This is a genomic window from Mesorhizobium sp. B2-5-7 (assembly GCF_006440875.1).
Classification (GTDB): domain Bacteria; phylum Pseudomonadota; class Alphaproteobacteria; order Rhizobiales; family Rhizobiaceae; genus Mesorhizobium; species Mesorhizobium australicum.
This window is the reverse complement of sequence record NZ_VFUO01000001.1, coordinates 1-21,416: the sequence shown is the minus strand read 5'-3', so window position 1 is coordinate 21,416 and position 21,416 is coordinate 1. Positions and strand designations below refer to the sequence as shown.

The window sequence follows — 21,416 nt, the reverse complement described above, 5'->3', positions numbered from 1 at the left end:
GTCGATAATGGCAGTCACCCTTGACCAGACGATCGCGCAGAAGCAGCACACTTTCCTGTCGCGCCTGTTCTCCAGCCAGACTTTCTGGGTGGTGGTCGCCGTCATCCTGGCCTGCATCTTCCTGTCCTTCGCCACCGATGCCTTCGCCACCTCGAAGAACCTCTACAACATCACCCGCAACATCACCTTCGTCGCCATCGTGGCGCTCGGCATGACCTTCGTCATCATCACCGGTGGCATCGACTTGTCGGTCGGCTCGGTGCTGTGCCTGTGCTCGATGGTGCTGGCCGTCACCATGCATGCAGGCTATTCGATCGAGATCGGCATTCTGGCCTCGATCGCCACCGCGCTCGTCATCGGCGCCTTCAACGGCATTTTTATCGCCTATCTGGGCTTTCCGCCCTTCGTGGTGACGCTCGGCATGCTGTCGATCGCCCGCAGCCTCGCCATGGTCGCCTCCAACAACACCGTCGTCTTCCAGTTCGGCCCGGACCACGACAAGCTGCTGGCACTCGGCGGCGGCGCCTGGGTGTTCGGCATCGCCAACCCGGTGCTCTACACGATCCTGCTGGCCCTGATCACCGGCTTCGTCCTGCGCTGGACGAAGTTCGGCCGGCATATCTTCGCCATTGGCGGCAACGAGCACGCCGCCACGCTGACCGGCGTGCCGGTGCGCCAGATCAAGGTCGCCGTCTACATGATCTCGGCGCTGTCGGCCGGCATTGCCGGCATCATCGAAACCGGCTGGCTCGGCGCTGTCACCACCAATCTCGGCAACGGCATGGAACTGCAAGTGATCGCCGCCACCGTCATCGGCGGCGCCAATTTGGCCGGCGGCGTCGGCACCGCCTTTGGCGCCATCGTCGGTGCCGCCCTCATCGAGGTGATCCGCAACAGCCTTGGCTTGCTCGGCATCAACGCCTTCTGGCAAGGCACCTTCATCGGCGGCGCCATCCTCCTCGCGGTTCTGTTCGACCGGATCCGCAATTTCAGGCGCAGCGATTGAGGGCTTGTCGCCGTCGAAGCGCCATTCATTCTGGTTCCTATCGCTCAGTCTGAAAATCGGCTGAAGCCGACCTCCATTGGTAGCGGCCAACAGCCGATGCCTTGACGGATGCCGAAAACCGGCCGCACAATCCTCCCTGCAAGCGAAGGGAGGCCAGTCGCTTGCGGGAGGATATGCCATGACGGAAGCGATCAGGCTCTACTGGGGCCGGTTCGGACATGTTTCTGTCCTGAATGTCGCGAGCGACTTCGTCACCCATGCCCATGTCGAGGCACATCTGATCATCTGGCTCGAAGGCACCGCCGGCGAGATGACCATCGGCCGCGAGACGGTCCGCCTCGGCCCTCGCACAGCCGCCGGCATCAATTCCTTCCAGCCCCACAGCCACGTCCTGTCGCAAAACGGGACGCCCGGTCTGTTTCTCGCCTTCTACATCGATCCCGACTGGGCCCGCCGCCGGCGCGACCTGCCATCCAGCGCGCCGCTGTTTTCGCGGGCGGCGATCGCGCTCGAGCCTTGGCTGCACCAGGCGGCCGCCAGCCTGCTCGACCATCTCACCGACAATGAGAGCGTCGACGATGTCGCCAACTACGAGATCGAGCGATTCATCGACTCTGTGCTCGATGCCGCCGACGCCTCGGCGCCGCAGGAAGCGCGCGGCCGCATAAACACCGTGCAGGATTTCCGCGTTCGCAAGGCGATCCAGCTGATGAAGGCCAATGTCTGCGAACGCATCTCCTTCGACGACGTTGCCCGCGCCGTTGGTCTTTCGCGGCCGCATTTCTTCGCCTTGTTCAAGGAACAGACCAACCTGACGCCCAACGTCTATTGGAACACGCTGCGTATGGAGGAAGCGGTGCGGCAGTTGCAATGGTCGCGGGAGCCTCTGATCTCGGTCGCCTGCAATCTCGGCTTCACCACGCAAGGCAATTTCTCGCGCTTCTTCCGTGACCATGTCGGCGTGCCGCCGACGCTCTACCGCGAGGCCGCGCGGGCAATGGCCTGAGCCGGCAACCATCTGTTTTTCAGACTGGTTGATAGATGCTCAAGACGCATTGATAAGCGCTGTGCGCGCTAGCGCCCTACCCTTGCCGCAACGAAATTCGCAAGGGAACATCATATGCCCAAAGTCACCATTTCCAGCGTGATCGACGCACCGGTCGAAAAGGTTTGGGCGCGCATACGCGACTTTAACGGGTTGCCGGATTGGCATCCACGCATGGTCGAGAGCCATATCGAAGACGGCAAGGATGCCAGCACGATCGGCTGCGTGCGCAACTTCCAGCTGGCCAGCGGTGCCCGCCTGCGCGAAAAACTGCTCGACTTTTCCGATGACAATTTCCTCGTCAGCTATTCCATACTGGAAACGCCGCAGCCCCTCACCAACCACAAGGCGACGCTGCAGCTCAGGCGCGTCACCGACGGCGACCGCACCTATGCCGAATGGACCGCCAGCTTCGACGCCGCCGCTGAGGAAGCGGACAAGTTGGCTGAAGGCATGGGAACCAACGTCTTCCAGGGCGGCTTCAATGCATTGAAGAGCCATTTCGCCGAGCAAGGCTGAGCCAAACCACGGGAGCGCGCCATGGCGCTGGCATTGCAGACATTCTCGACCGTGAAGGACGCCAATGCGGCGCTGACGGTCGCTGGCAGCCGCTATCTCGGCGGCGGCACGCTTGTGGTTCGAGCCGCCAATGAAGGCGATATCTCCGTCTCCACTCTTGTCCGCGCCTCCGACCCGGCCCTGTCGGGCATCGCCCTGTCCGGCGGCAAGGTGCGCATCGGCGCTTCGGTGACAATGGCGGAGATCGCCCGCCATCCGGAACTCGGTACCCTCGCCAAGGCCGCGCGCGCCGTCGGTGGCCCGGCGATCCGCAACATGGCGACCATCGGCGGCAATCTGTTCTCGCCGGCGCCCTATGGCGATTTCGCCGTGGCCCTGCTGGCGCTCGACGCAACGATCGCTGCCGATGACGGCGAAAGCCCTATCGAGACCTTCCTGGCCGCACGGGACGACAGCCGCGCCATCGTCACGTCGGTCGGTTTCACGCTTCCGAAGCCCGACAGCTTCCGCTTCCTCAAAGTGTCGCGGGTCAAGCCCAAGGGGGTCTCGGTGCTGAGCATCGCCATCGTTCTGGAACAGGCTGGAGACGGGACCGTGTCCTCGGCGCGGGTCGCGCTCGGCTGCATGGCCGATCGGCCGATGCGTGCCAAGGCAGCGGAAAAAGCGCTGCTCGGCAGGACGCTCGACCCGGATGGCATCGCACCGGCGCTGGCCGCCGCGGCTGAAGGCATCTCGCCCATCACCGACCCGATCGCCAGCGCCTGGTATCGCGCCGAGGTGCTGCCGGTGCATCTCGGCCGGCTGCTGCTGACCGAATAAAACCCGTGGGAGGGCGCGCGTCTGTCCGCTCCTCGGGCAGGCGCGCAAGGAGGAAGAATGGTAAAGGTCCCGGTTCAATTCACGCTCAACGGCTCCGAAAAAGCCGAATTCATAGAAAGCGGCACGACGCTGCTCAACGCCTTGCGCGACAAGATCGGCGACACCTCGCCGAAGGGCGGCTGCAACCAAGGCACCTGCGGCGCCTGCTCCGTCATCATCGACGGCGAGTTGAGGCTCTCCTGCCTGACGCTGGCCGAGACCTGCAACGGTGCAACGATCACCACCACATCGGGCCTCGCCGAAGGCGGCGTGCTGCACCCGCTGCAACGCGCCTTCCTCGACGCCTTCGCCACGCAATGCGGCTTCTGCACGCCGGGCATGATCATGGCGGCCAAGGTGCTGCTCGACCACTCGCCCAATCCCAGCCGCGACGATGTCGTCGAAGCGCTGTCGGGCAACATCTGCCGCTGCACCGGCTACGAGCCGATCATCCAGGCGGTGCTCACCGCCGCGCGCGCCAACTCGCAGAACGCGGCCTGAGGGAAACAAGATGGAACTGCGCAAAAGCTATTTCTCGGACGTTCGCAAGGATGACCTCAACGAGATCGGTCAACCGCGGCCACGCTCGGATTCGCCAGGCCACGTCACCGGCAAGACCGCCTATTTCGCCGACCGCAACTTTCCCGGCATGCTGCATTTGAAGATGGTGCGCAGCCCTCATCACCATGCCCGCATCCGCTCGATCGACACGTCGGAGGCCGAAAAACATCCGGGCGTGGTCAAGGTGCTGACGGCCAGGGACGTGCCGCACAATGTCTACACGATCCTGATCCTGATCCAGGTCGGACCGGAAGACGAGACGGTCCTGGCCGACGGCAAGGTGCGCTGGAAGGGCGAGGCCGTGGTGGCGGTGCTGGCCGAAACCGAGCGTGCCGCCCAGGAAGCCGCCGCCAAGGTCAAGGTCGATTATGAAGTGCTGCCCGCCGTGTTCGACATGGAGGAAGCGCTGAAGCCCGGCGCGCCCATCGTCAACGAATATCACGGCCAGAACTATTACCTCTATGACAGCGGCGCGTGCCGCAAGGTGCGCTTCGGCGATGTCGAGGCGGGCTTTGCCGAGGCCGATCACGTGCTGGAGCAAAGCTATCAGTCCTCGCCCATCGAGCACGCGCCGACCGAGACCACCGGTTGCGTGGTGGCGCCCGAGGGCAATGACCGCTTCACCTGCTACACCAACACACAGGCGATGTTCTTCACCCTCGACAACACCTCGATCATCCTGCAGATGCCGGGCAGCAAGCTGCATTTTGTCGGCGGCACGGTCGGCGGCGGTTTCGGCGGCAAGGTCGATGTCATCGTCGAACCGATCGCCATCCTCGGGGCAAAACTAACCGGGCGACCAGTCTGTTTTGTCTACAGCCGCGAGGAGGAGATGCAGATCTCCTCGCCCCGCGCGGCCGAAAAAGTCGTCATCAAGGACGGCGTCATGAACGATGGCCGCATCGTCGCACGGAAGGTCACCGGCTACACCGATGCCGGTGCCTACTCCCGCCACTCGCCCTATGGCGCGCAGAAGGGCGCCGGGCACTATCCCGGTCCCTACACCATCCCCAACGTCTGGATCGACACCTACTGCGTCTACACCAATCGCACGCCGTCGTCGGCCATGCGCGGCTTCGGCGTCACCATCGGCGATTTCGCGCTGGAGGTGCAGATGGACAAGCTGGCGCGGCTGATCGGCATGGATCCACTCGAATTCCGCTTCATCAATGCCTATCGCGACGGCGACATGAAGGCGCATCGCCAGCCGACCGAGGGCGCGGCACTCATCGAATGCATGCAGGAAGCCTCGCGCGCCGCCCACTGGCCGGTGGCGGAGAAATACATGGCGATGTCCTCGTACAAGAACGGAGCTTGAGATGGCGATCAGGCGTGGACGCGGCGTCGCCGCGATCAACTATCCCACCGGCATGAACCTTGGCGGCGACCCGACCCAGGCGCTGGTGCATTCGACCCCGACCGGCAATTTCATGGTCACACTTTCCAGCGTCGATCTCGGCCAGGGCATGAAGCAGATCATGGCGCAGATCTGCGCCGAGACGATCGGCGTGCCGACCGACCGCGTCGTCGTCGACACCGCCGACACCGACACCGGCCCGCACTGCATGGGCACCTTCGCCTCGCGCGGCACACACCGCGCCGGCAACGCGGTCATCCAGGCCGCCAGGGAAGCCCGCCAGGTGATGCTTGAAGTGGCGGCCGAGGAACTGGAAGTGAATGCCTTGGACCTCGAAACCGACGGCCAGGGCAACATACTGGTCAAGGGCGCGCCGCAGAGATCGATCTCGATCTTCGATGTCGCCCTGTCGGCGCATTTCAAGCGCGGCCGCTCGATCTCAGGTCGTGGCATGTTTTTGATCCCGCGCTCCTATCCGGAGAAGGAGACCGGCGCGATGAAGCCGTCGACCTGTTACGCGCATGCCTGCACGGTGGCCGAGGTCGAGGTCGACGACGAAACCGGCGAGGTCACGGTGCTGACGGTGAAGAACGTCTTCGAGATCGGCCGCGCGTTGAACCCCAAAATGGTCGAGCAGCAGCTGGTCGGCGGCTCCTGGATGGGCATCAGCCATGCGCTCTACGAGACGACCGAGCCCTACTACCCCAACCGCGACCATGGCGGCACCGACTTCAACCAGTATCTGATGCCTGGTCCCGGCGACCTCGCCGAAACCGAAATCATCGTGCTGGAGCGGCCTTCGGCAGATGGTCCCTATGGCGCCAAGGGACCGGGCGAAATGTGCGCCAACCCCCAAATCCCGGCGGTCGCCAACGCCGTCTTCGATGCGGTCGGCGTGCGTATCGACACGCTGCCGATCACGCCGGAACGCATTTTGCGCGCGCTCAAGGCGCAAGCCGCGAACTGAGGACCGACATGCCCGAGGGAAACGCCGACACGCTCGCGACCTCGCCGGAGGCAGTGGCCGAGCGCCTCGCCGCCTCGCGCTATCTGGCCGACGACAGCCTCGCCACCGCGATCTTCCTGGCGATCCGGCTGGGCAAGCCACTGCTGCTCGAAGGCGCGCCGGGCGTCGGCAAGACGGAAGCCGCCAAGGCGATGGCCGAGCTGCTCGGCCGCGATCTGGTGCGCCTGCAATGCTATGAAGGCATCGACGCCGCGCATGCGCTTTATGAGTGGAACTACCAGCGCCAACTGCTCGCCATCCGCCATGCCGGCGAGCACGAGATCGATATCTATGACGACCGTTTCCTGATTGCCCGGCCGCTGCTGCAGGTGCTGAAGGCGCCGCGGCAGCGTATTTTGCTGGTGGACGAGATCGATCGCTCGGATCATGAATTCGAGGCGCTGCTGCTGGAATTCCTGTCCGACTTCCAGATCAGCATCCCCGAGCGCGGCACCATCCGTGCCGCCGCACAGCCGATCGTCATCCTGACTTCGAACCGCACCCGTGAACTCGCCGAGGCGCTGCGCCGCCGCTGCGTCTATCACTGGATCGGCTACCCCGACGCCGAACGCGAGGCCGCCATCATCATGCTGCGTGCTGGCGATGTCGCGGAGGCTACCGCGCGCGCGGTGGCGGCCGCCGTGCAGACCATCCGCGCCCGTCCGCTCGCCAAGCCGCCCGGCATCGCCGAGGCCGTCGAATGGGCCAATGCCGCGACGATCCTGGAAAAGGGCGGCAGCCCGTGGCCGGAAGCCTTCCGCCGCGCCATCGGCGTATTGATCAAGGACGAGGAAGATCTTTCCTACATCGCCCCCGAGCTTGGGCGCATCGTCCAGGAGGCACTGGCGTGAGCCGGGACGTCAACGATCCCTTCTCCCCGTTCACGGGGAGAAGGTGCCCCGAAGGGGCGGATGAGGGGCGGCGCCACGATGGCCAGAAGTCGGCGCTGCCCCTCACCTGCCTGCCGGCATCCTCTCCCCGTAAACGGGGCGAGGAGAGCGTACCTCCCGCCGCCACGCCCTTCCTTGGCTTCGGCCAACTGCTGCGCCGCTACGGCTTTAGAATCGCCCCGGAGCAAATCTCTGGCTTCATGCAGGCCGTGACGCTGCTCGGGCCCCGTTCGATGGCCGATATCCGTGAGGCAGCGCTGGCCACCCTGGCGCCGCCACCTGACCGCCGCGACGAATTCGAGGCGCATTTCCAAAGCCATTTTTACGGCAACACATCAGCCGTGGTGGAAGGCGACAGCGACGAGGAAACCCGCGTCAAGGATGATGGCGGCGCCGACGACGAGCGGATCGAAGCCGAGCAGCGACAGGAAGGCGGCGAGCTATCCTCGGCGATCGAACAGTTGAGCAGCCGCGCCTTCCAGCGCGACGACGACAGGCTGACCGCCTTCCGCCGTCAACTGTCGAGTGCCCTGCCTGCCCGCCGCTCCTTCCGCACGGTGCGCACTCATTCGCGCGGCAAGCTCGACCTGCGCCGCTCGCTCAGGGAAATCGTCAGCGCCGATGGCGATGTCCCCTCACCCTTGTTGCGCCGCCGCCAGACCGTGCCGCGCAAACTGCTGATCCTGATCGATGTGTCCGGCTCGATGAAACTGCACACTGCTGATTATCTCAAGCTCGCGCATGCCGCCGTGCAAGGCGCTGACCGCGCCGAGATCTTCACCTTCGGCACGCGTCTGACCCGCATCACGTCAGCGCTGCGCATCCCCGACCGCGAGCAGGCGCTGGCGCGCGCGGCCGTCCAGGTCGACGACTGGGACGGCGGCACCCGCATGGGGCCAACGCTGCTTGCTTTCCTCTCCGTGCCGCGTTTTTCCGCCTTCGCACGTGGTGCGGCGGTGATCATCCTGTCCGACGCGCTGGAGCGCGGCGACCATGCCGAACTGGAGACGGCGATGCGCCGGCTGAGCGCCCGTGCTTTCCGGCTGTCGCTGGCGACACCTTTGGCCGGCGACCCGCGCTTCCAGCCGGCAACGGCCGCGCTGCGGGCCATCCTGCCTGATCTCGACGATCTGGTCGACGGCTCGTCGCTCGCCGGCCTCACCGATTTCATCCTGTCGCTCGCCCGCCCTGCTCCACGGGCGGCGACAATCTGGAAAAGGGTATCGTGATGCAGAAAGCCATCGACGCGCATTTCCACATCTGGCGCCAGCAGGACCAGCCCTGGCTGGTCGGGCCGATGGTGCCGCGCATCTTCGGCCCCTACGAGCCGATCCGCCGCGACTACCCGATCGAGGAGTTTCTCGCCGACCAGCAAGGTTCCGGCGTCGAGAAAGCGGTCTACGTCCAGACCAACTGGGCGAAGGAGGATTTCGAGAAGGAAGTCGCCTTCCTGCAGAAAACGGCTGATGAAACCGGCTGGCCGCACGCCATCGTCGGCTACACCGACATGACGGTGGACGATATCAGACCCCAGATCGACCGCTTGAAAAAATATCCGCTGCTGCGCGGCGTGCGCATGCAGTTGCATTGGCACGAGACGCCAGCCTTCCGCTTCGCCACTGGCCCCGATCAGGTGATCGACCCCAGGATACGGGCCAATGTGGCGCGGCTGAAGGATTATGACCTGTCCTTCGACCTGCAGCTCTTTCCCGCCCAGATGAAGGACGGGCTGACGCTGGTCGGCGAGAACCCCGAAACCAATTTCATCCTCACCCATGCCGGCATGCTGACCGGAATGGATCAGGAAACAACCGAAGCCTGGAAGGCTGGGCTGCGCACGCTGTCGGCGCCGAACGTCTACGCCAAGCTGTCTGGCCTCGGCACTTTCGTCCACCGCAACGACCCGGCGCTGATCGCCTATATCGTCGACAACGCGATCGAGATATTGGGCGCGGATCACCTGATGTTCGGTTCCAACTTCCCCATCGAGAAGTTGTGGACGAGCCACGCCGAACTGATCAAGGCCCACCGCGCGGCTGTAGCGAAGCACGGTCCGGCGGCCGAGGCTGATATCTTCTGGAATACGGCGGAGCGGATCTACCGGCCGGCTTGACCGCCAGGGAGTTCGCCGCGCCATTGGCGCGGCGATGCCCTGGCAAGTCCTTACTGCGTCGGCAGCATGCCTTCCACGTCGCTTGCCGCATCGGTGAGCGCTTCCTTGGGCGTCGCCGACTGGTCGACGATCCGCGACAGATTGTCGACGATGGTCTGCGTCACCTTCACGCCGTTGGTGCCCGGAAAGGCATACCACGGAACCATCAGCGGCATCTGGCTGAGCCCGGCCTGGAACAGCGGGTTCTTCTTGTAGAAATCGCCGAGATAGTCGGAAGACTTTGCCGCGAGCTCATTGTTGGGCACATAGCCGGTGCCGGGCACGACGACCGACGCGCCATAAGGGCCGGCGGCGAATTTCGCGAATTTCCAGGCGGCGTCCTGCTTGGCGGCATCCTTGGTCAGGATGACCACGGCATTGCCGCCGGTCGGCAGATGGCCGTTGGCCGCATCGATCAGCGGGATCTTGGCCGTCCGCAGCGTGAACTTGTCGCCGACGTTCTTGATGGTGTTGACCAGCGCGCCGGTGGTCTGGAACTCGAAGCCAACCTTGCCGGCCGCGAACGCCTGCTCGCCAGCCGGCTTGGTGAAGACCGGCATGCCGCCCTCCTTCACCATCCGCTGCAGGATCTCGACTGCCTTCTCGCCTTCCGGCCCGTTGAAGGCGACCTTGCTTTCGTCCTCGTTCAGCATCTTGCCGCCGGCGCCGAACAGCAGCGCCGAAAACATCCAGTCATCGCCCTGCCAGCGGAAGTCGATGCCGTCGACGCCATTGCCGAGCGCCTTGATCTTGCCGCCGAGCGCGATGACCTCGTCCCAGGTCTTGGGCGGATTGTCCGGATCACCGCCGGCGGCCTTCACCAGGTCGGCGTTGTAATACATGATCGGGTTCGAGGTTGCGAAGGCGAGGCCGACCTGCTTGCCGTTGACCTGCGCCAGCTTCAGGATCGTGTCGGAGAAGCCGAGCTCAGCCATGTTGCCTTCCTTCTTGACCAGCGGGCCAAGATCGACGGCAACGTCGCGTTCGTTGAGCATGCGCAGACGGTTGAGACCGATGAAGGTGATGTCGGGCATTTCGTCGGTGCCGGCCTGGCGAAGGATGGTCTGGATGCCTTCCTCATAGGTGGCGGACGGGCTGGCGAACTGGATCTTGATGTCGGGATTTTCTTCCATGAACTTCTTCGAGATCGTGTCCATCACGTTCTTGAAGAAGCCGGGCATCGGATAATGAACCGTCAGCGTCGTGTCGGCATGGGCTGGAAGGGCTGTCGCCAGCGACACCGCCGCCGCGGCAAAAATCCTGGAGATATGCTTCATTGGCTCGTTGCTCCTTGTTGGCCCGGTCAGCCTTTGAGACCGGTCATGGTGATGCCTTCGACGAAGCGCTTCTGTGCGAACAGGAAGGCAACGACGAGTGGAAGGGTGATGATCAGCGTGGCGGCCATGAGCGCGCCGTAGTCGTCGCCGGCCTCGGCGGCGCGGAAATACATCAGGCCGAGTGGCGGCGTGGCGTAGGCCTGCTTGCTGACGACGATCAGCGGCCAGTAGAGGTCGTTCCAGTGGGCGACCACCGAGAAGATCGCGAAGGCAGTGACCGCCGGCCACGCATTGGGGACGATGACGCGCGCGACGATCCCGAGCTCGGACATGCCGTCGAGCCTTGCCGCGTGGATGAGATCGTCGGGCATGGCGCGGAAAAACTGCAGGAACATGAAGATCGCGAACACCGAGATGGTGAACGGCGCCACCAGCGAGGTGTAGCTGTTGAGCAGCGACATCCTGTCGAAGGCGACATAGAGCGGCAGCGCCGTGGCATGGATCGGTACCAGCAGGCCGAGCATGACCAGCACCATCATCAGCCGCGCGGCACGAAATTTCAGCTTGGCCATGGCGTAGGCGCAGGGAATCGCGACAAGCACCTGGAAGAAGAAGATCAGGCCGCACACGACGACGCCGTTCCACAGCAGCGTTGCCATCGGCACCTTGCTCAGCGCCTTGGCGAAATTCTCGGCGAAGTAGAAATGCTGGGGGACGAGCGACAGCGACGAGGTAAAGATGTCGCTCTGCGTCTTGCCCGCGGTCGAGATCATGAAGATGTAAGGCGCGAGGATCATCAGCGCGCCCAGCGAAAGCAGCGCGAAACGGACGATGCGGCCGGCAGGCAGGCTGGTCATGTGTAATGCACCCGCCGGTCGAGTACGCGGTATTGGAGAAGCATCAGCACGACCAGGATCGCAAGGAAGACGACGGTCATTGCCGAGGCATAGCCGACGCGCAGGTAGACGAAGCCTTCCTGGTAGATGGTGAACAGCAGCACTTCGGAGGCCTTGTTGGGCCCGCCGTCGGTCAGCATCTTCACGGTTTCGAAGACCTTCACCGCATTGGTGATGCTGATCGTGACGACGAACAGCGTCGTCGGCCCGAGCATCGGCCAGGTGACCAGGAAAAACCGGTCGAGCGCCGATTTCGCGCCATCGACGTGAGCAGCGGCATAGAGCTCGCGCGGGATCGCCGTCAGGCCAGCCAGGAACAGCACCATGTTGAAGCCGACCGACTGCCAGACGCCGATGATCGACAGGCTGTAGAGCACGGTGCTGGAGGCGCCGAGCCAGTTCGGGCCAGGAATGCCGACCAGCGCAAGCAGCGCGTTGAGTGGCCCGATGGTCGGGTGGAAGAGATATTGCCAGACTGTCGCCATGGCGACGATCAGCGATGCGACCGGCAGGAAATAGACGGTGCGGAAGAAACCGCGCGCCCGAGGTTCGCCTTCGATCAGCAAGGCGACGCCAAGGCCAAGCACGATCGAGACCGGTGCGACGATCGCCGTATAGACCGATGTGTTCCACAGCGATTTGCGGAAGGTGCGGTCGGTCAGGAGATGCGCGTAATTCTCGAAGCCGACCAGGCGGAATTTGCCATAACCGAGTTCGAAATCGGTGAAGCCGAGGAAGATGACGGCGACCACCGGCAGCAGCACGAACAGCAGCAAGAGCACGATCGCCGGGGCCGCCAGCAGCCAGGCGGTGCGGTCCTCGCTGCGCCTGTGGAGAGCCGCGGCGCTCGGGATATTGCCAGCCAGCGCGACGCTAGACATAGGCCGGCTCCTGGCGTGCGGGCGCGGCGCTCGCCGTGCGCAGCCGCTTTCCCTCCGGCCCGAAGACCATGGCATGCTCGGGTGGAAGGAGGATACCCACCGGCATTCCCGCAATCAGGTCCCTCGCCTCGTGCGGCGCCAGCTTGGCGATGACGATGTCGCCGGTCGCATCGAGCCGGCAATGGGCAATGACTTCCGAACCGAGGAATTCGAGGCGCTCGATCCGGCCGGCAAGGCCGCTCCGCCCACTGGGAGACAGTTTGACGAATTCGGGCCGGATGCCGAGGCTGACCGGGCCGTTTGCCACCTTCTCCATCAGGGCCAACCGGATGCCTTCGAAGCTGACACGGCCATTTTCGGCAAGTGCCGGTATGATGTTGATCCTGGGCTGGCCGACGAAACGGGCGACCTCGATATGGGCCGGATCGTTGTAGATCGCCTCGGGCGCGGCGAGTTGCAGCAGATTGCCGCCGATCATCACCGCCACCCGGTCGGCCATCGAAAGCGCCTCGGCCTGGTCATGCGTCACATAGAGCGTCGGCACGCCGGCGCGGCGGTGCAGTTCGACGATCTCGCCACGGGCGTGCACCCGCAGATTGGCGTCGAGGTTGGAAAGCGGCTCGTCCATCAGGAAGATCGAGGGGCGCCGCACCATGGCGCGCGCCAGGGCGAGACGCTGCCGCTGGCCGCCCGACATCTGCCCAGGCTTGCGGTCGAGCAGATGGTCGATCTTGAGTACCGTCGCCATCTCGCGGACATCGCGCGAAATGCCGGCGCGGATTTCTTTCTGGCCCGGCAGGACCGAGCCGACCAGCGGCAGCCGCTGCGTCCGGCTCAGCCGCTTCATGGCCAGCGGAACGGCGATGTTCTGGCCGGCCGTCAGATGCGGGTAGAGCGCGTAGGACTGGAACACCATGGCGATGTTGCGATCGGCCGCGGCGACCGCAGACATGTCCTTGCCAGCAACGAATATCTCGCCGCTGTCGGCATGATCAAGCCCCGCAAGAATGCGCAGCAAGGTGCTCTTGCCGCAGCCCGAGGGACCGACCAGGGCGATGAACTCGCCCGCTTCGACATCGAGGCTGACGCCGTTCAGGACGGCATTGCCGCCAAAGGATTTATTCAGGCCGCGAAGCGAGAGCGCGCTCATGACGCGACCTTCCTGCGGACCTTGTGCGCCTCGTGCGGGTAGACTTCCTCGACCACGTCATCGAGGACATGGACGGTCATGCCGGGAACAGCGACGATCTCGCTGGTGACTGTATCGTCGAATTCATGCACGACGGCGCCGAGCAGCCGTTCGCCCGGCATGTCGCGCTCCATGTCGCCGACGACGAAGGCGGCCGACGGACCCCAGACCAGCGCGGTGTTTTCGTATTTGCCTTGCCATGCCCGGTGCAGGTGACCGCTGGCGAAGAGCGCCACGTCATTGGCACCGATCAGATCGTAGAGACGTTGCCGCTGTGCCGGGCGGACGCTCCAGTAACCGGTGTCACCTTCGCCGGGCTCGTCGATGAACAGCGGCTTGTGGGCGAAGAGCGCGACGCGCCGGCCGCCACGGCTTTCCAGCGCCGCACGCAGCCATTCGAACTGGGCCTCTTCCTCGGCATCATCAAAGCCCATCAGCAGGCTGTCGAGACCGATAAATCGCCAGTTTCCGGCGTCCTCCGTCCAATAATCGGGACCAACCAGCCGGCGCCAGCGCTCGAGGCGTTCCGCATTGACCGGCTGCAAGGAGCCCGGCAGATGGCCGACATCGTGATTGCCCGGCACCAGCAGCATCGGCACCGAGATTTCCCGCATCAGCTCCATGCTGAAGCCGATGTCGTCGTCCTTGTCGGCGCCATCGACGCTGAGGTCGCCGGTGTGGATGACGAGATCGGCGCCGCTCTGCGCGATCCAGGCGGCCAGCGGCTCCCAATTGCCGTTGAAATGCGGCTTGGTCGGGCTGAAATGGGTATCGGTGATCTGGACGATTTTCATGCCGGCTCCACTGCGAGAGCCGGCTGCCGGGAACCCACCGGCGCGACTTCGCGTGGGTCTCCTTAGTGCCGTTACATGTCACTTCCTTAACAGGCAGGGGACAAATGTTCCCCGCCATGCCGATAGGCTGGCTGGCCGCTAGCTTTTCACCTCGAATTGCGGATCGACCGGGATCTGCATGGCCGTGACCAGATGATTGGTCTGCCCGGCGAGCCCGATGATCGACACCAACTCGCCGTGCTGCGCGTCTGTCATGCCCTTGGCGCGCGCCGCCGCCGTGTGCGAATGCACGCAGTAGGAGCAGCCATTGGCGGTCGAAACCGCGATGTAGATCATCTCCTTGGTCAGCGGATCGATAGCGCTCTCGGCGACCATGACAGCCTTCAACTGCTCCCAGATCCGCTTCAGCGCCGCCGGATCATTGGCCAGCCCGCGCCAGAAATTGTTGACGAAATCCGATTTGCGCGTCGCCCTGATGTCGTCGAACACGGCCTTCACCGCCGGGATTTTTTCCACCTCGGCATCGCTCAGCAGTCTTGTGGTGGCCATGGCATTTCCTTTCGTTGGATCGGCGGATCAGGCCGTTGATTCAGGTCTCGAGCAAAGGGGGCTAACCGGCTTTTCTGATTCAGTTTTCGATGCGCAAAAGCGTTTGCAGATTTGCCGAAGCACTAAACTTCGTCATCCCTGGGCGAAGCAGGCGCGAAGCGCCGTCGCGGAGACCCTGGGATCCATTCCGTGACGTCTATCGAAGTGTGCAGCAGAGCGAAATTCCGCACCGTAGCAGCGCTTCCGAGCCCCGGCATGGATCCTCGGGTCTGCGCCGCGTCGCTGCGCTCCTTGCTCCGCCCGTGGATGACGAAATGGCGGATGAGGCGGCTAACCTCCGGTGTTCCATCCAACGGTGCGATCATCCGCCTTCCCCGCCCCCTAGTGCACCGCCGCGTACATGATCTTCTCCTCCGTGGCCTCCGCCGGAGAAAACTCCTCGACGATGCGGCCTTGCCGGCATACGAGTATCCGATCCGACAGGTTCATGATCTCCGGCAAATAGGACGAGATCACCACCACGGCCAAGCCCTCGTCGGCCAGCCGGTTGATGATCTGGTGGATCTCGGCGATGGCGCCGACATCGACGCCGCGCGTCGGTTCGTCGAAAATGACGATGCGCGGCTGCTGCACCAGCCCCTTGCCGATCACCACCTTCTGCTGGTTGCCACCGGAGAGTTCGACCACGCGCGCATTGTCGTTGATCGCCTTGATGTTGAGCGTCTTCGTCCACTCGGCCGATAGCGCGTGCATCTCCTGCTGGTTGATCACCCAGGCCTTTTCACGGCCGGCCGCCAGCAGGCCGCCAAACAGGTTCTCGGCGATGCTCATCGTCTCGAAGATGCCTTCGCTCTTGCGGTCCTCGGTGACATAGACGATGCCGTCCGCCACCGCTTCGCTCGGCACGAGATAGCGCACCGGCCTGTCGTCGAGTTCGATTGTACCGCCGCGCAAAAAATCGCGCTTATAGATGCCCGACACGACCTTGAAGGTCTCGGTGCGGCCGGAGCCGATCAGCCCGAACACGCCGGTGATCTGGCCCTCGAAGATCGAGAAGGAGTTGTTGCGCACGACATTGCTCATCGAAATGTCCTGCACCGACAGCACTTTCCGGCCCGCCTTGCGCAGCTTGGCTTCGTCGCGCTGGCGGTAGATCTGCCCCGACAAAGTGCGCCCGACCATGGCGGCGACAATTCTGTCGCGGTCGAAGGCCGGCGTGTCGTCGGTGATCACCAGCTCACCGTCGCGCAGAATGGTGATGCGGTCGGCAATCATCAATGCCTCTTCCAGCGCGTGGCTGATGAAGACGATCGAGACACCGTTCGCCTTCAGCCGCCGGATCAGCGCGAAGAAATGGCGTTTCTCCTCCGGCGTCAGGGTCGCCGTCGGCTCGTCGAAGATGATGATCTCGGCCTTGTGGTGCACGGCGCGCGCGATCTCGACCATCTGCCGCTTGGCCGCGCCCAGCGTCGCCACCATGGCGTTCGGATCGACCGGAAAATTCAGCGACTGCAGGAATTGCTGTGCTGAAATATACGTGCCGCGCAGCCGGTTGAGGAATTTTTCAGTACCGAGATAGAGGTTCTGCGCCACCGTCATCGACGGCACCAGGCTGGTCTCCTGGAACACCATGGCAATGCCGGCCTCTAGCGCGGCATGCGGCGAAGCGTAGGCGATCTCCCGGCCCTTGTGGAACATCCTGCCGGACGTGGCGTCGACGACACCGGCGATAATCTTGGTTAGTGTCGATTTACCCGCGCCGTTCTCGCCGAGCAGTGCGTGGATTTCGCCTTTGCGCAGTTCGAAGCTGACGTTCTTGACTGCCGGAACGCCGCGATAATTCTTGGTGACGTTTTCGAGGCGAATAATTGGTTCCATCAGAAACCTCCCGAGGCGAGGTCGACGGCCAGCACGCAATCGCCACCCCTGGAAGCAATGAACAGTTGGCCGCCCTTTTCCACCACGCTGCAAATGCCGTGGCGCGTGCCGTTGGCGCGGCTGTGCAGGCTGAATTGCGGCTGCATGTTTTGATCGAGCTTGACCACCAGCCCGTAGGAACGGCTCGGCGACCACGGCTTGTGGATGCCCATGGTTCTGATGCCGCCGCATTGCAGCGGTTCGAGGAAGCTGCGGCTGGAGGCAAGCGCCGGCGCGATCCAGTAAGCCGGCGGCACCTGGTCGATCATGTCCTGGCGGTAGTGCGTTTCCTGCAGCACGAATTCAATCAGCCGGTTGCGTGGCGCGAACAAGGTCAGCCACGCCCCGCCATCGCCGGCCGGCGACAGCCGAGCGGGATAGCCGGGAAGATGCGTCATCACGGTCGAACGGTTGCCGGTCGCACCGTCGAAGCGGACAAGCTGATGGCGCCAGCTTTCGCTGACCAGCACATCGCCGCCGATGGGGCGGAGCCCGTAGGGAAAGGCGAGGTCGCCGGCTATCTTGCGGAACTCGCCGCCTGCCGCGTTTCGCTTCCAAAGCGAACCGGATGCGCCCTTCTTCATCAGATCGGCGGCCCATTGCGATGGCGCATGCTCGGTCGACCCGTTGGCCAACCACAAAGTGCCGTCCTCGGCATAGGCAAGAGCGGTGATGCAGCTGACACCGGCCGGCAGCGACACTTCCTTGCCCGATGTCAGCAGCTTGCCGCTTTCGAGCCCCACCGTCAGTTGGCCCGATGGCGACAGAGCCAGCGCCGTGATTGGGAAAGGAAAGGTCTCGACAACCATCGGCTCAGTGTCGGCGGCAAGCGAATAGATGGCGTTGCCGCTGGAGGCCAGCAGCCGCCCATCGGCAACCAGCAGATTGTCCGGTTCGGTCAATCCGACAAAAGCCGGCGCATCGTCGAGCAGCGTGTTGGGACGGAAGGCGCCGTCGAGCGGCGGGATGGTCACCGCCTTGCCGCGAAACATATCCAGGATTGGGTCGAGGATCATGGCTGCGCTCCCCAATATGAGGCGGAGCTGGTCCAGTTCGGGTCGGCGCCGGAAACCTTGTAGCGGCCGATGCGATTGTTGAGGATGCCGCCGACGAACAGATATCCCTTGTGCTCGCGCATCGAGGTGACCATCGGGTGCGCGCCGCCCGTCAAGTCGCCCATCGCCTCGACGACGCCGCCCTTCTCGTTGAATTTCACCACGCCGCCGGTGTTGATGTTGGGGAACAGCCATTCGTCCTGCGGCAGCCGGCGCGTCATGCGCTTGCGCATGTCGGGGTGGCGCAGCGACAGGTCGAAGCTCGGCGTGCGCATGCCCAGCCACGCCATCCAGTAATTGCCGTCCGACGCGCGGTTGATGTTGTCGGGGTAGCCCGGCATGTCGCGGATGACGCATTCGGCGGTGCCCGCCTTCGGCCCTTCCAGCCAATAGCGATGCACCCGGCAGGCCCAGCTTTCGGCGAAGAACAGCGACTTGCCATCATGCGCCATGCAGACACCATTGGTGTAACGGTAGCCGTCGAGCAGCGTCCTGGTCGACCCATCCCTGGGATCGTAGACCAGGAGGCGGCCGGTGGCGCGGTTCTCGATCGAGTCCAGCGCCCAGTCATGCGCGTCATAGCGCTTGGTCGAGTCCGTAAAATAGATGCGGCCGTCCGGCGCGATATCGCAATCATTGGGATCGCGCAGCCGCGCATCGTCGACGATCGAGGTCCAGGAGCGCGACGTCTCGGCCGACAGCCTTTTGACCGCGCGATCCGGAGAGACGGAATAGAGCCCCATCGCGCCGACGCAGCTGATCAGATTGCCCCCTTTGTCAAAGGCCAAGCCCAGCGGAAAACCGCCAATATGGGCGAACACCTCCGACCTGACATAATCCGGCGCGAAGAAGCGAACGATCTCGCCATGGCGCGTGCCGCAATAGAGATTGTCGTCGCGGTCGAGGATGACGTCTTCCGGCCCTTCCAGTTCGCCGAGCCCGATATGGTCGGCCGCCGACAGCCGGTTGTCGAGCGCGTAAGGCGTGCCCGAACCCGGCACCGCGGACTGGGTTTCGCCCATCCTGAGATAGACCGGCGCGACATAGACCTCGTTCAGCACCTTGTGGCGGTTCTTGAGCCAGCGAATGTCGATGGTCACCGCCACCGCCAGCATGATGCCCAGCACCATCTGGTTGGTACCGGTGCCATAGCCCAGCCGGATCAGCCCGTTGGTCATGGTCAGCACGATGATGGCGCCCATCAGCCCCTTGATCACCGAGCCGCGCCCGCCGCCGAGGCTGACGCCGCCGACCACCGCCGCCGTCAGCGCCATGATCTCGAGGTTGAGGCCGGTGCCTGGCCCCGCCCCGCTCAGGCGGCAGGCAATGAGAAAGCCGCCGATCGAGGCGCAGAAGCCGGAAAAGACATAGGTCATGAACACGGTACGGCGCACCCTGATGCCGGCATTGTGCGCCGAACGCCGGGAGCCGCCGACCGCCAGCACGTGCCAGCCCGGCCGCGAGCGCGTCAGCGCGACATGGGTGACGATGGCGAGGATGATCGCCAGCCACACCGAGACCGACAGGCCCCAGAAAGTGCTGTCGCCGATGAAATCGAGCACGTCTGATGTAGCGGTCGAAAGCTGCACATCGGCGGCATAGGTGGTGACCAGGATATCGAACAGCGCCCGCCCGAAGATGAAGGTCACCAGCGTGGTAAGGAAGGCACGCAGCCTGAGATAGCCGACAAGGTAGCCGTTGATCGCGCCGAACACCAACCCGGTGGCGAGCGAGGCGGCCAGCGCCAGCCAGATCGACTGTTCGAGGATGAAGAAGACATAGACGGCGGAAAAGCAGGACAGCGCGAAGATCGAACCGACCGAGAGATCGATGCCGCCGCCCAGCATCACCACCGTCATGCCGGTGACGACCATCGAAAACTCGCCGAGCTGGCGCGTCGATTCCTGCAGGGAAGAAAGCTTGAAGAAGCCCGGAATGATCGAGCCGAAGGTCGCCAACGTCACCACCAGCGCCAGGAAGGGAATGGCGTTGTCGGTCCAGCGCTTGGTCAGTATCTCGCCGACGAGGTGGTCGGGCACGAGATTGTAGCGCCAGGACTGGAGGCGTTCGCGAAAGCTCATCGGGTCACTGCTGCCAGGTCTGGGCCACAAGAGAAAGAGGTGGTCGGACGATCCGGCCACCTCGTCGATATCGGTTGCAGACGATCAGCTTACTTCGCCGCTGCTTCGGCCTGCAGCGCCTTCAGGTCCCAGCAGCTGTCGGGCTTGAGGTCGGCCTTGGTCGTCGCCTTCTCCAGCGTGTAGATGTAGGTGTGGGAGGTGCCGGCTGGCTGGTCGCTCTGCAGCAGGAATTTGATGATGGCGTTCATGTCGCCCGATTGGCGGGCAAGATCGGTCATCACCACGGCGCCGTAGGTGCCGTCGTTCAGCTTGTCGCAATCGGCCGCCTTTTCGCCGCCGCCGGTGGTGACCAAAAACACCTTGCCGTCGAGCTTGGCGTCGCGGATCGCGGCCGATGCGCCGGTGGCATCGCCATCCCAGAAGTCGATGATCGAGCAGATGTCCGGGTTCTGCTGCAGCATGGTCGTGGTCACGTTGCGCGAGGTCGTCGCATCCCAGTTGGAATCGGGCTTGGCCACGACCTTAAAGTCGGGATGCTTGTCCAGCACCTTCATGATGCCGGCATATTGGTAAAGGCTGGAGGAGTTGGCCTGGTCGCCCTGCACCAGCCCGATCTTCTTGGACGAGTTCTCGCCGCAGCCCTTGAGCGCGGCTTCCGCCTCGAGCTGGCCGAGCCGGTCCCAGTCGCTGCCGACGAAAGCATCGGCGGGAAAATTCGCCGGATTGTCGACCAGGATCACATAGGTGCCGGCGGCCTGCGCCTTCTTCATAAGCTTGGAATAGGAGTTGAGGTCCGGCGCATGGATGATCAGCACATCAGGTCTGGTGTCGGACGAGATCGCGTCGGTGATCGCCTGCGCGCCCGCATCGACGACCCAGTTGGGATCGCGCGTTTCGAACGTGCCGCCCCAGGCTTCGACCTCCTTCTTCAGATAATGCGCCCAGCCCTGCGCCAGGTCGAAGCCCATCGCCAGCGGCACCAGCATGACGCGCTTGCCTTTCAGCGCTTGTGCATAGGCAGCGGGGCCTGGATCGTCGGCGGCAAAGGTCGGCGCCACGAAGGCGGTGACGGCCAGCGCCGTGGCCGCCGCCATGAGTGTTCTGATCAGTTTCATGTCTCATCCTCTGGTTCGGTTTTCATTGCCGGCCGATCGTCCCGATCGGACCGGGTACCCCAGAGCAAGATGGGCTAGCCCATCTGCTCTAAATGTCACCTTGTTGCGCGGTCTGTTCGTCGCGCGGATTGATGATGCCGTCGACGATGATGGCGCCGAGCAGGATCGCCGCCTTGATCAGGTTCTGGTAGAGCAGCGGAATGTCGATGATGGTCATGGCGTTGAGCAGGATGCCGATCAGCGCGGCGCCGACCAGCACATTGCGCAC

20 protein-coding genes and 1 pseudogene are annotated in these 21,416 nt (G+C 63.8%); 10 read left to right on the top strand and 11 right to left on the bottom strand.

Annotated elements, in window-relative coordinates:
- Window positions 1–7 precede the first annotated feature (7 nt).
- The 10 genes from FJ543_RS00105 (at window position 8) to FJ543_RS00060 (ending at window position 9,355) form a co-directional block, all read left to right on the top strand.
- Window positions 8–1,006 (top strand): ABC transporter permease, encoded by a 999-nt coding sequence (locus FJ543_RS00105; RefSeq protein ID WP_015317104.1) that lies wholly within the window; start codon window positions 8–10, stop codon window positions 1,004–1,006.
- A gap of 178 nt (window positions 1,007–1,184) precedes the next feature.
- A complete protein-coding gene (locus tag FJ543_RS00100; RefSeq protein WP_015317103.1) occupies window positions 1,185–2,012 on the top strand; it encodes an AraC family transcriptional regulator in 828 nt (275 codons plus the stop codon).
- 114 nt (window positions 2,013–2,126) lie between these two features.
- The gene (locus FJ543_RS00095) at window positions 2,127–2,570 is read left to right on the top strand and encodes an SRPBCC family protein (protein WP_140873246.1); all 444 of its coding nucleotides are present in this window, start codon (window positions 2,127–2,129) and stop codon (window positions 2,568–2,570) included.
- Window positions 2,571–2,591: 21 nt separating this feature from the next.
- Window positions 2,592–3,389, top strand: coding sequence for an FAD binding domain-containing protein (locus FJ543_RS00090; RefSeq protein ID WP_140873245.1), 798 nt, complete (start codon window positions 2,592–2,594; stop codon window positions 3,387–3,389).
- Window positions 3,390–3,446: 57 nt separating this feature from the next.
- On the top strand, window positions 3,447–3,929 hold the full coding sequence (locus FJ543_RS00085) for a (2Fe-2S)-binding protein (protein ID WP_140873243.1): 483 nt from the start codon (window positions 3,447–3,449) through the stop codon (window positions 3,927–3,929).
- A gap of 10 nt (window positions 3,930–3,939) precedes the next feature.
- The gene (locus FJ543_RS32160) at window positions 3,940–5,307 is read left to right on the top strand and encodes a xanthine dehydrogenase family protein molybdopterin-binding subunit (RefSeq protein WP_140873241.1); all 1,368 of its coding nucleotides are present in this window, start codon (window positions 3,940–3,942) and stop codon (window positions 5,305–5,307) included.
- A 1-nt stretch (window position 5,308) separates the two neighbouring features.
- On the top strand, window positions 5,309–6,313 hold the full coding sequence (locus tag FJ543_RS32155) for a molybdopterin cofactor-binding domain-containing protein (protein ID WP_140873239.1): 1,005 nt from the start codon (window positions 5,309–5,311) through the stop codon (window positions 6,311–6,313).
- 8 nt (window positions 6,314–6,321) lie between these two features.
- Entirely contained in the window at window positions 6,322–7,203 is an 882-nt protein-coding gene (locus tag FJ543_RS00070) for a MoxR family ATPase (protein ID WP_140873237.1), read from the top strand.
- Window positions 7,200–8,471, top strand: a complete 1,272-nt coding sequence (locus FJ543_RS00065) for a VWA domain-containing protein (protein ID WP_224623474.1) — start codon at window positions 7,200–7,202, stop codon at window positions 8,469–8,471. Before FJ543_RS00070 ends, FJ543_RS00065 begins: the two co-directional genes overlap by 4 nt.
- A complete protein-coding gene (locus FJ543_RS00060; RefSeq protein ID WP_181173922.1) occupies window positions 8,471–9,355 on the top strand; it encodes an amidohydrolase in 885 nt (294 codons plus the stop codon). Before FJ543_RS00065 ends, FJ543_RS00060 begins: the two co-directional genes overlap by 1 nt.
- A 50-nt stretch (window positions 9,356–9,405) precedes the next feature.
- On the opposite strand, the gene FJ543_RS00055 is transcribed toward FJ543_RS00060, so the two are convergent.
- The 11 genes and pseudogenes from FJ543_RS00055 to FJ543_RS00005 all read right to left on the bottom strand — a co-directional run.
- Window positions 9,406–10,671, bottom strand: a complete 1,266-nt coding sequence (locus FJ543_RS00055; protein ID WP_140873233.1) for an ABC transporter substrate-binding protein — start codon at window positions 10,669–10,671, stop codon at window positions 9,406–9,408.
- 26 nt (window positions 10,672–10,697) lie between these two features.
- Window positions 10,698–11,528 carry a carbohydrate ABC transporter permease gene (locus FJ543_RS00050; RefSeq protein WP_140873231.1) on the bottom strand — a complete coding sequence of 277 codons (831 nt, stop codon included), beginning with the start codon at window positions 11,526–11,528 and terminating at the stop codon, window positions 10,698–10,700.
- A complete protein-coding gene (locus FJ543_RS00045) occupies window positions 11,525–12,448 on the bottom strand; it encodes a sugar ABC transporter permease (RefSeq protein ID WP_015317092.1) in 924 nt (307 codons plus the stop codon). The genes FJ543_RS00050 and FJ543_RS00045 overlap by 4 nt, the downstream gene beginning before the upstream one ends.
- A complete protein-coding gene (locus tag FJ543_RS00040) occupies window positions 12,441–13,598 on the bottom strand; it encodes an ABC transporter ATP-binding protein (protein WP_140873229.1) in 1,158 nt (385 codons plus the stop codon). Before FJ543_RS00040 ends, FJ543_RS00045 begins: the two co-directional genes overlap by 8 nt.
- On the bottom strand, window positions 13,595–14,431 hold the full coding sequence (locus tag FJ543_RS00035) for a metallophosphoesterase (RefSeq protein ID WP_140873227.1): 837 nt from the start codon (window positions 14,429–14,431) through the stop codon (window positions 13,595–13,597). The genes FJ543_RS00040 and FJ543_RS00035 overlap by 4 nt, the downstream gene beginning before the upstream one ends.
- 138 nt (window positions 14,432–14,569) lie before the next feature.
- Window positions 14,570–14,980 carry a carboxymuconolactone decarboxylase family protein gene (locus tag FJ543_RS00030; protein ID WP_140873225.1) on the bottom strand — a complete coding sequence of 137 codons (411 nt, stop codon included), beginning with the start codon at window positions 14,978–14,980 and terminating at the stop codon, window positions 14,570–14,572.
- A gap of 381 nt (window positions 14,981–15,361) precedes the next feature.
- Window positions 15,362–16,858: a sugar ABC transporter ATP-binding protein gene (locus FJ543_RS00025; protein ID WP_140873223.1), complete on the bottom strand. Its 1,497-nt coding sequence runs from the start codon at window positions 16,856–16,858 to the stop codon at window positions 15,362–15,364.
- A complete protein-coding gene (locus tag FJ543_RS00020) occupies window positions 16,858–17,913 on the bottom strand; it encodes a hypothetical protein (protein WP_140873221.1) in 1,056 nt (351 codons plus the stop codon). The genes FJ543_RS00025 and FJ543_RS00020 overlap by 1 nt, the downstream gene beginning before the upstream one ends.
- Window positions 17,910–20,033 (bottom strand): SMP-30/gluconolactonase/LRE family protein, encoded by a 2,124-nt coding sequence (locus FJ543_RS00015; RefSeq protein ID WP_140873219.1) that lies wholly within the window; start codon window positions 20,031–20,033, stop codon window positions 17,910–17,912. The genes FJ543_RS00020 and FJ543_RS00015 overlap by 4 nt, the downstream gene beginning before the upstream one ends.
- 89 nt (window positions 20,034–20,122) lie before the next feature.
- Window positions 20,123–21,148: a sugar ABC transporter substrate-binding protein gene (locus tag FJ543_RS00010; RefSeq protein WP_140873217.1), complete on the bottom strand. Its 1,026-nt coding sequence runs from the start codon at window positions 21,146–21,148 to the stop codon at window positions 20,123–20,125.
- Between the two features lie 88 nt (window positions 21,149–21,236).
- Window positions 21,237–21,416: pseudogene (locus tag FJ543_RS00005) on the bottom strand (ABC transporter permease); the annotation flags it as partial.

Bases quoted from the DNA above. Each gene is read 5' to 3' on its own strand.
- FJ543_RS00030 (WP_140873225.1), bottom strand. From the start codon at position 14,980: ATGGCCACCACAAGACTGCTGAGCGATGCCGAGGTGGAAAAAATCCCG.
- FJ543_RS00055 (WP_140873233.1), bottom strand. From the start codon at position 10,671: ATGAAGCATATCTCCAGGATTTTTGCCGCGGCGGCGGTGTCGCTGGCG.
- FJ543_RS00035 (WP_140873227.1), bottom strand. From the start codon at position 14,431: ATGAAAATCGTCCAGATCACCGATACCCATTTCAGCCCGACCAAGCCG.
- FJ543_RS00020 (WP_140873221.1), bottom strand. From the start codon at position 17,913: ATGATCCTCGACCCAATCCTGGATATGTTTCGCGGCAAGGCGGTGACC.
- FJ543_RS00085 (WP_140873243.1), top strand. From the start codon at position 3,447: ATGGTAAAGGTCCCGGTTCAATTCACGCTCAACGGCTCCGAAAAAGCC.
- FJ543_RS00090 (WP_140873245.1), top strand. From the start codon at position 2,592: ATGGCGCTGGCATTGCAGACATTCTCGACCGTGAAGGACGCCAATGCG.
- FJ543_RS00050 (WP_140873231.1), bottom strand. From the start codon at position 11,528: ATGACCAGCCTGCCTGCCGGCCGCATCGTCCGTTTCGCGCTGCTTTCG.
- FJ543_RS00105 (WP_015317104.1), top strand. From the start codon at position 8: ATGGCAGTCACCCTTGACCAGACGATCGCGCAGAAGCAGCACACTTTC.
- FJ543_RS00070 (WP_140873237.1), top strand. From the start codon at position 6,322: ATGCCCGAGGGAAACGCCGACACGCTCGCGACCTCGCCGGAGGCAGTG.
- FJ543_RS00060 (WP_181173922.1), top strand. From the start codon at position 8,471: ATGCAGAAAGCCATCGACGCGCATTTCCACATCTGGCGCCAGCAGGAC.
- FJ543_RS32160 (WP_140873241.1), top strand. From the start codon at position 3,940: ATGGAACTGCGCAAAAGCTATTTCTCGGACGTTCGCAAGGATGACCTC.
- FJ543_RS00015 (WP_140873219.1), bottom strand. From the start codon at position 20,033: ATGAGCTTTCGCGAACGCCTCCAGTCCTGGCGCTACAATCTCGTGCCC.
- FJ543_RS00100 (WP_015317103.1), top strand. From the start codon at position 1,185: ATGACGGAAGCGATCAGGCTCTACTGGGGCCGGTTCGGACATGTTTCT.
- FJ543_RS00010 (WP_140873217.1), bottom strand. From the start codon at position 21,148: ATGAAACTGATCAGAACACTCATGGCGGCGGCCACGGCGCTGGCCGTC.
- FJ543_RS32155 (WP_140873239.1), top strand. From the start codon at position 5,309: ATGGCGATCAGGCGTGGACGCGGCGTCGCCGCGATCAACTATCCCACC.
- FJ543_RS00040 (WP_140873229.1), bottom strand. From the start codon at position 13,598: ATGAGCGCGCTCTCGCTTCGCGGCCTGAATAAATCCTTTGGCGGCAAT.
- FJ543_RS00095 (WP_140873246.1), top strand. From the start codon at position 2,127: ATGCCCAAAGTCACCATTTCCAGCGTGATCGACGCACCGGTCGAAAAG.
- FJ543_RS00045 (WP_015317092.1), bottom strand. From the start codon at position 12,448: ATGTCTAGCGTCGCGCTGGCTGGCAATATCCCGAGCGCCGCGGCTCTC.
- FJ543_RS00025 (WP_140873223.1), bottom strand. From the start codon at position 16,858: ATGGAACCAATTATTCGCCTCGAAAACGTCACCAAGAATTATCGCGGC.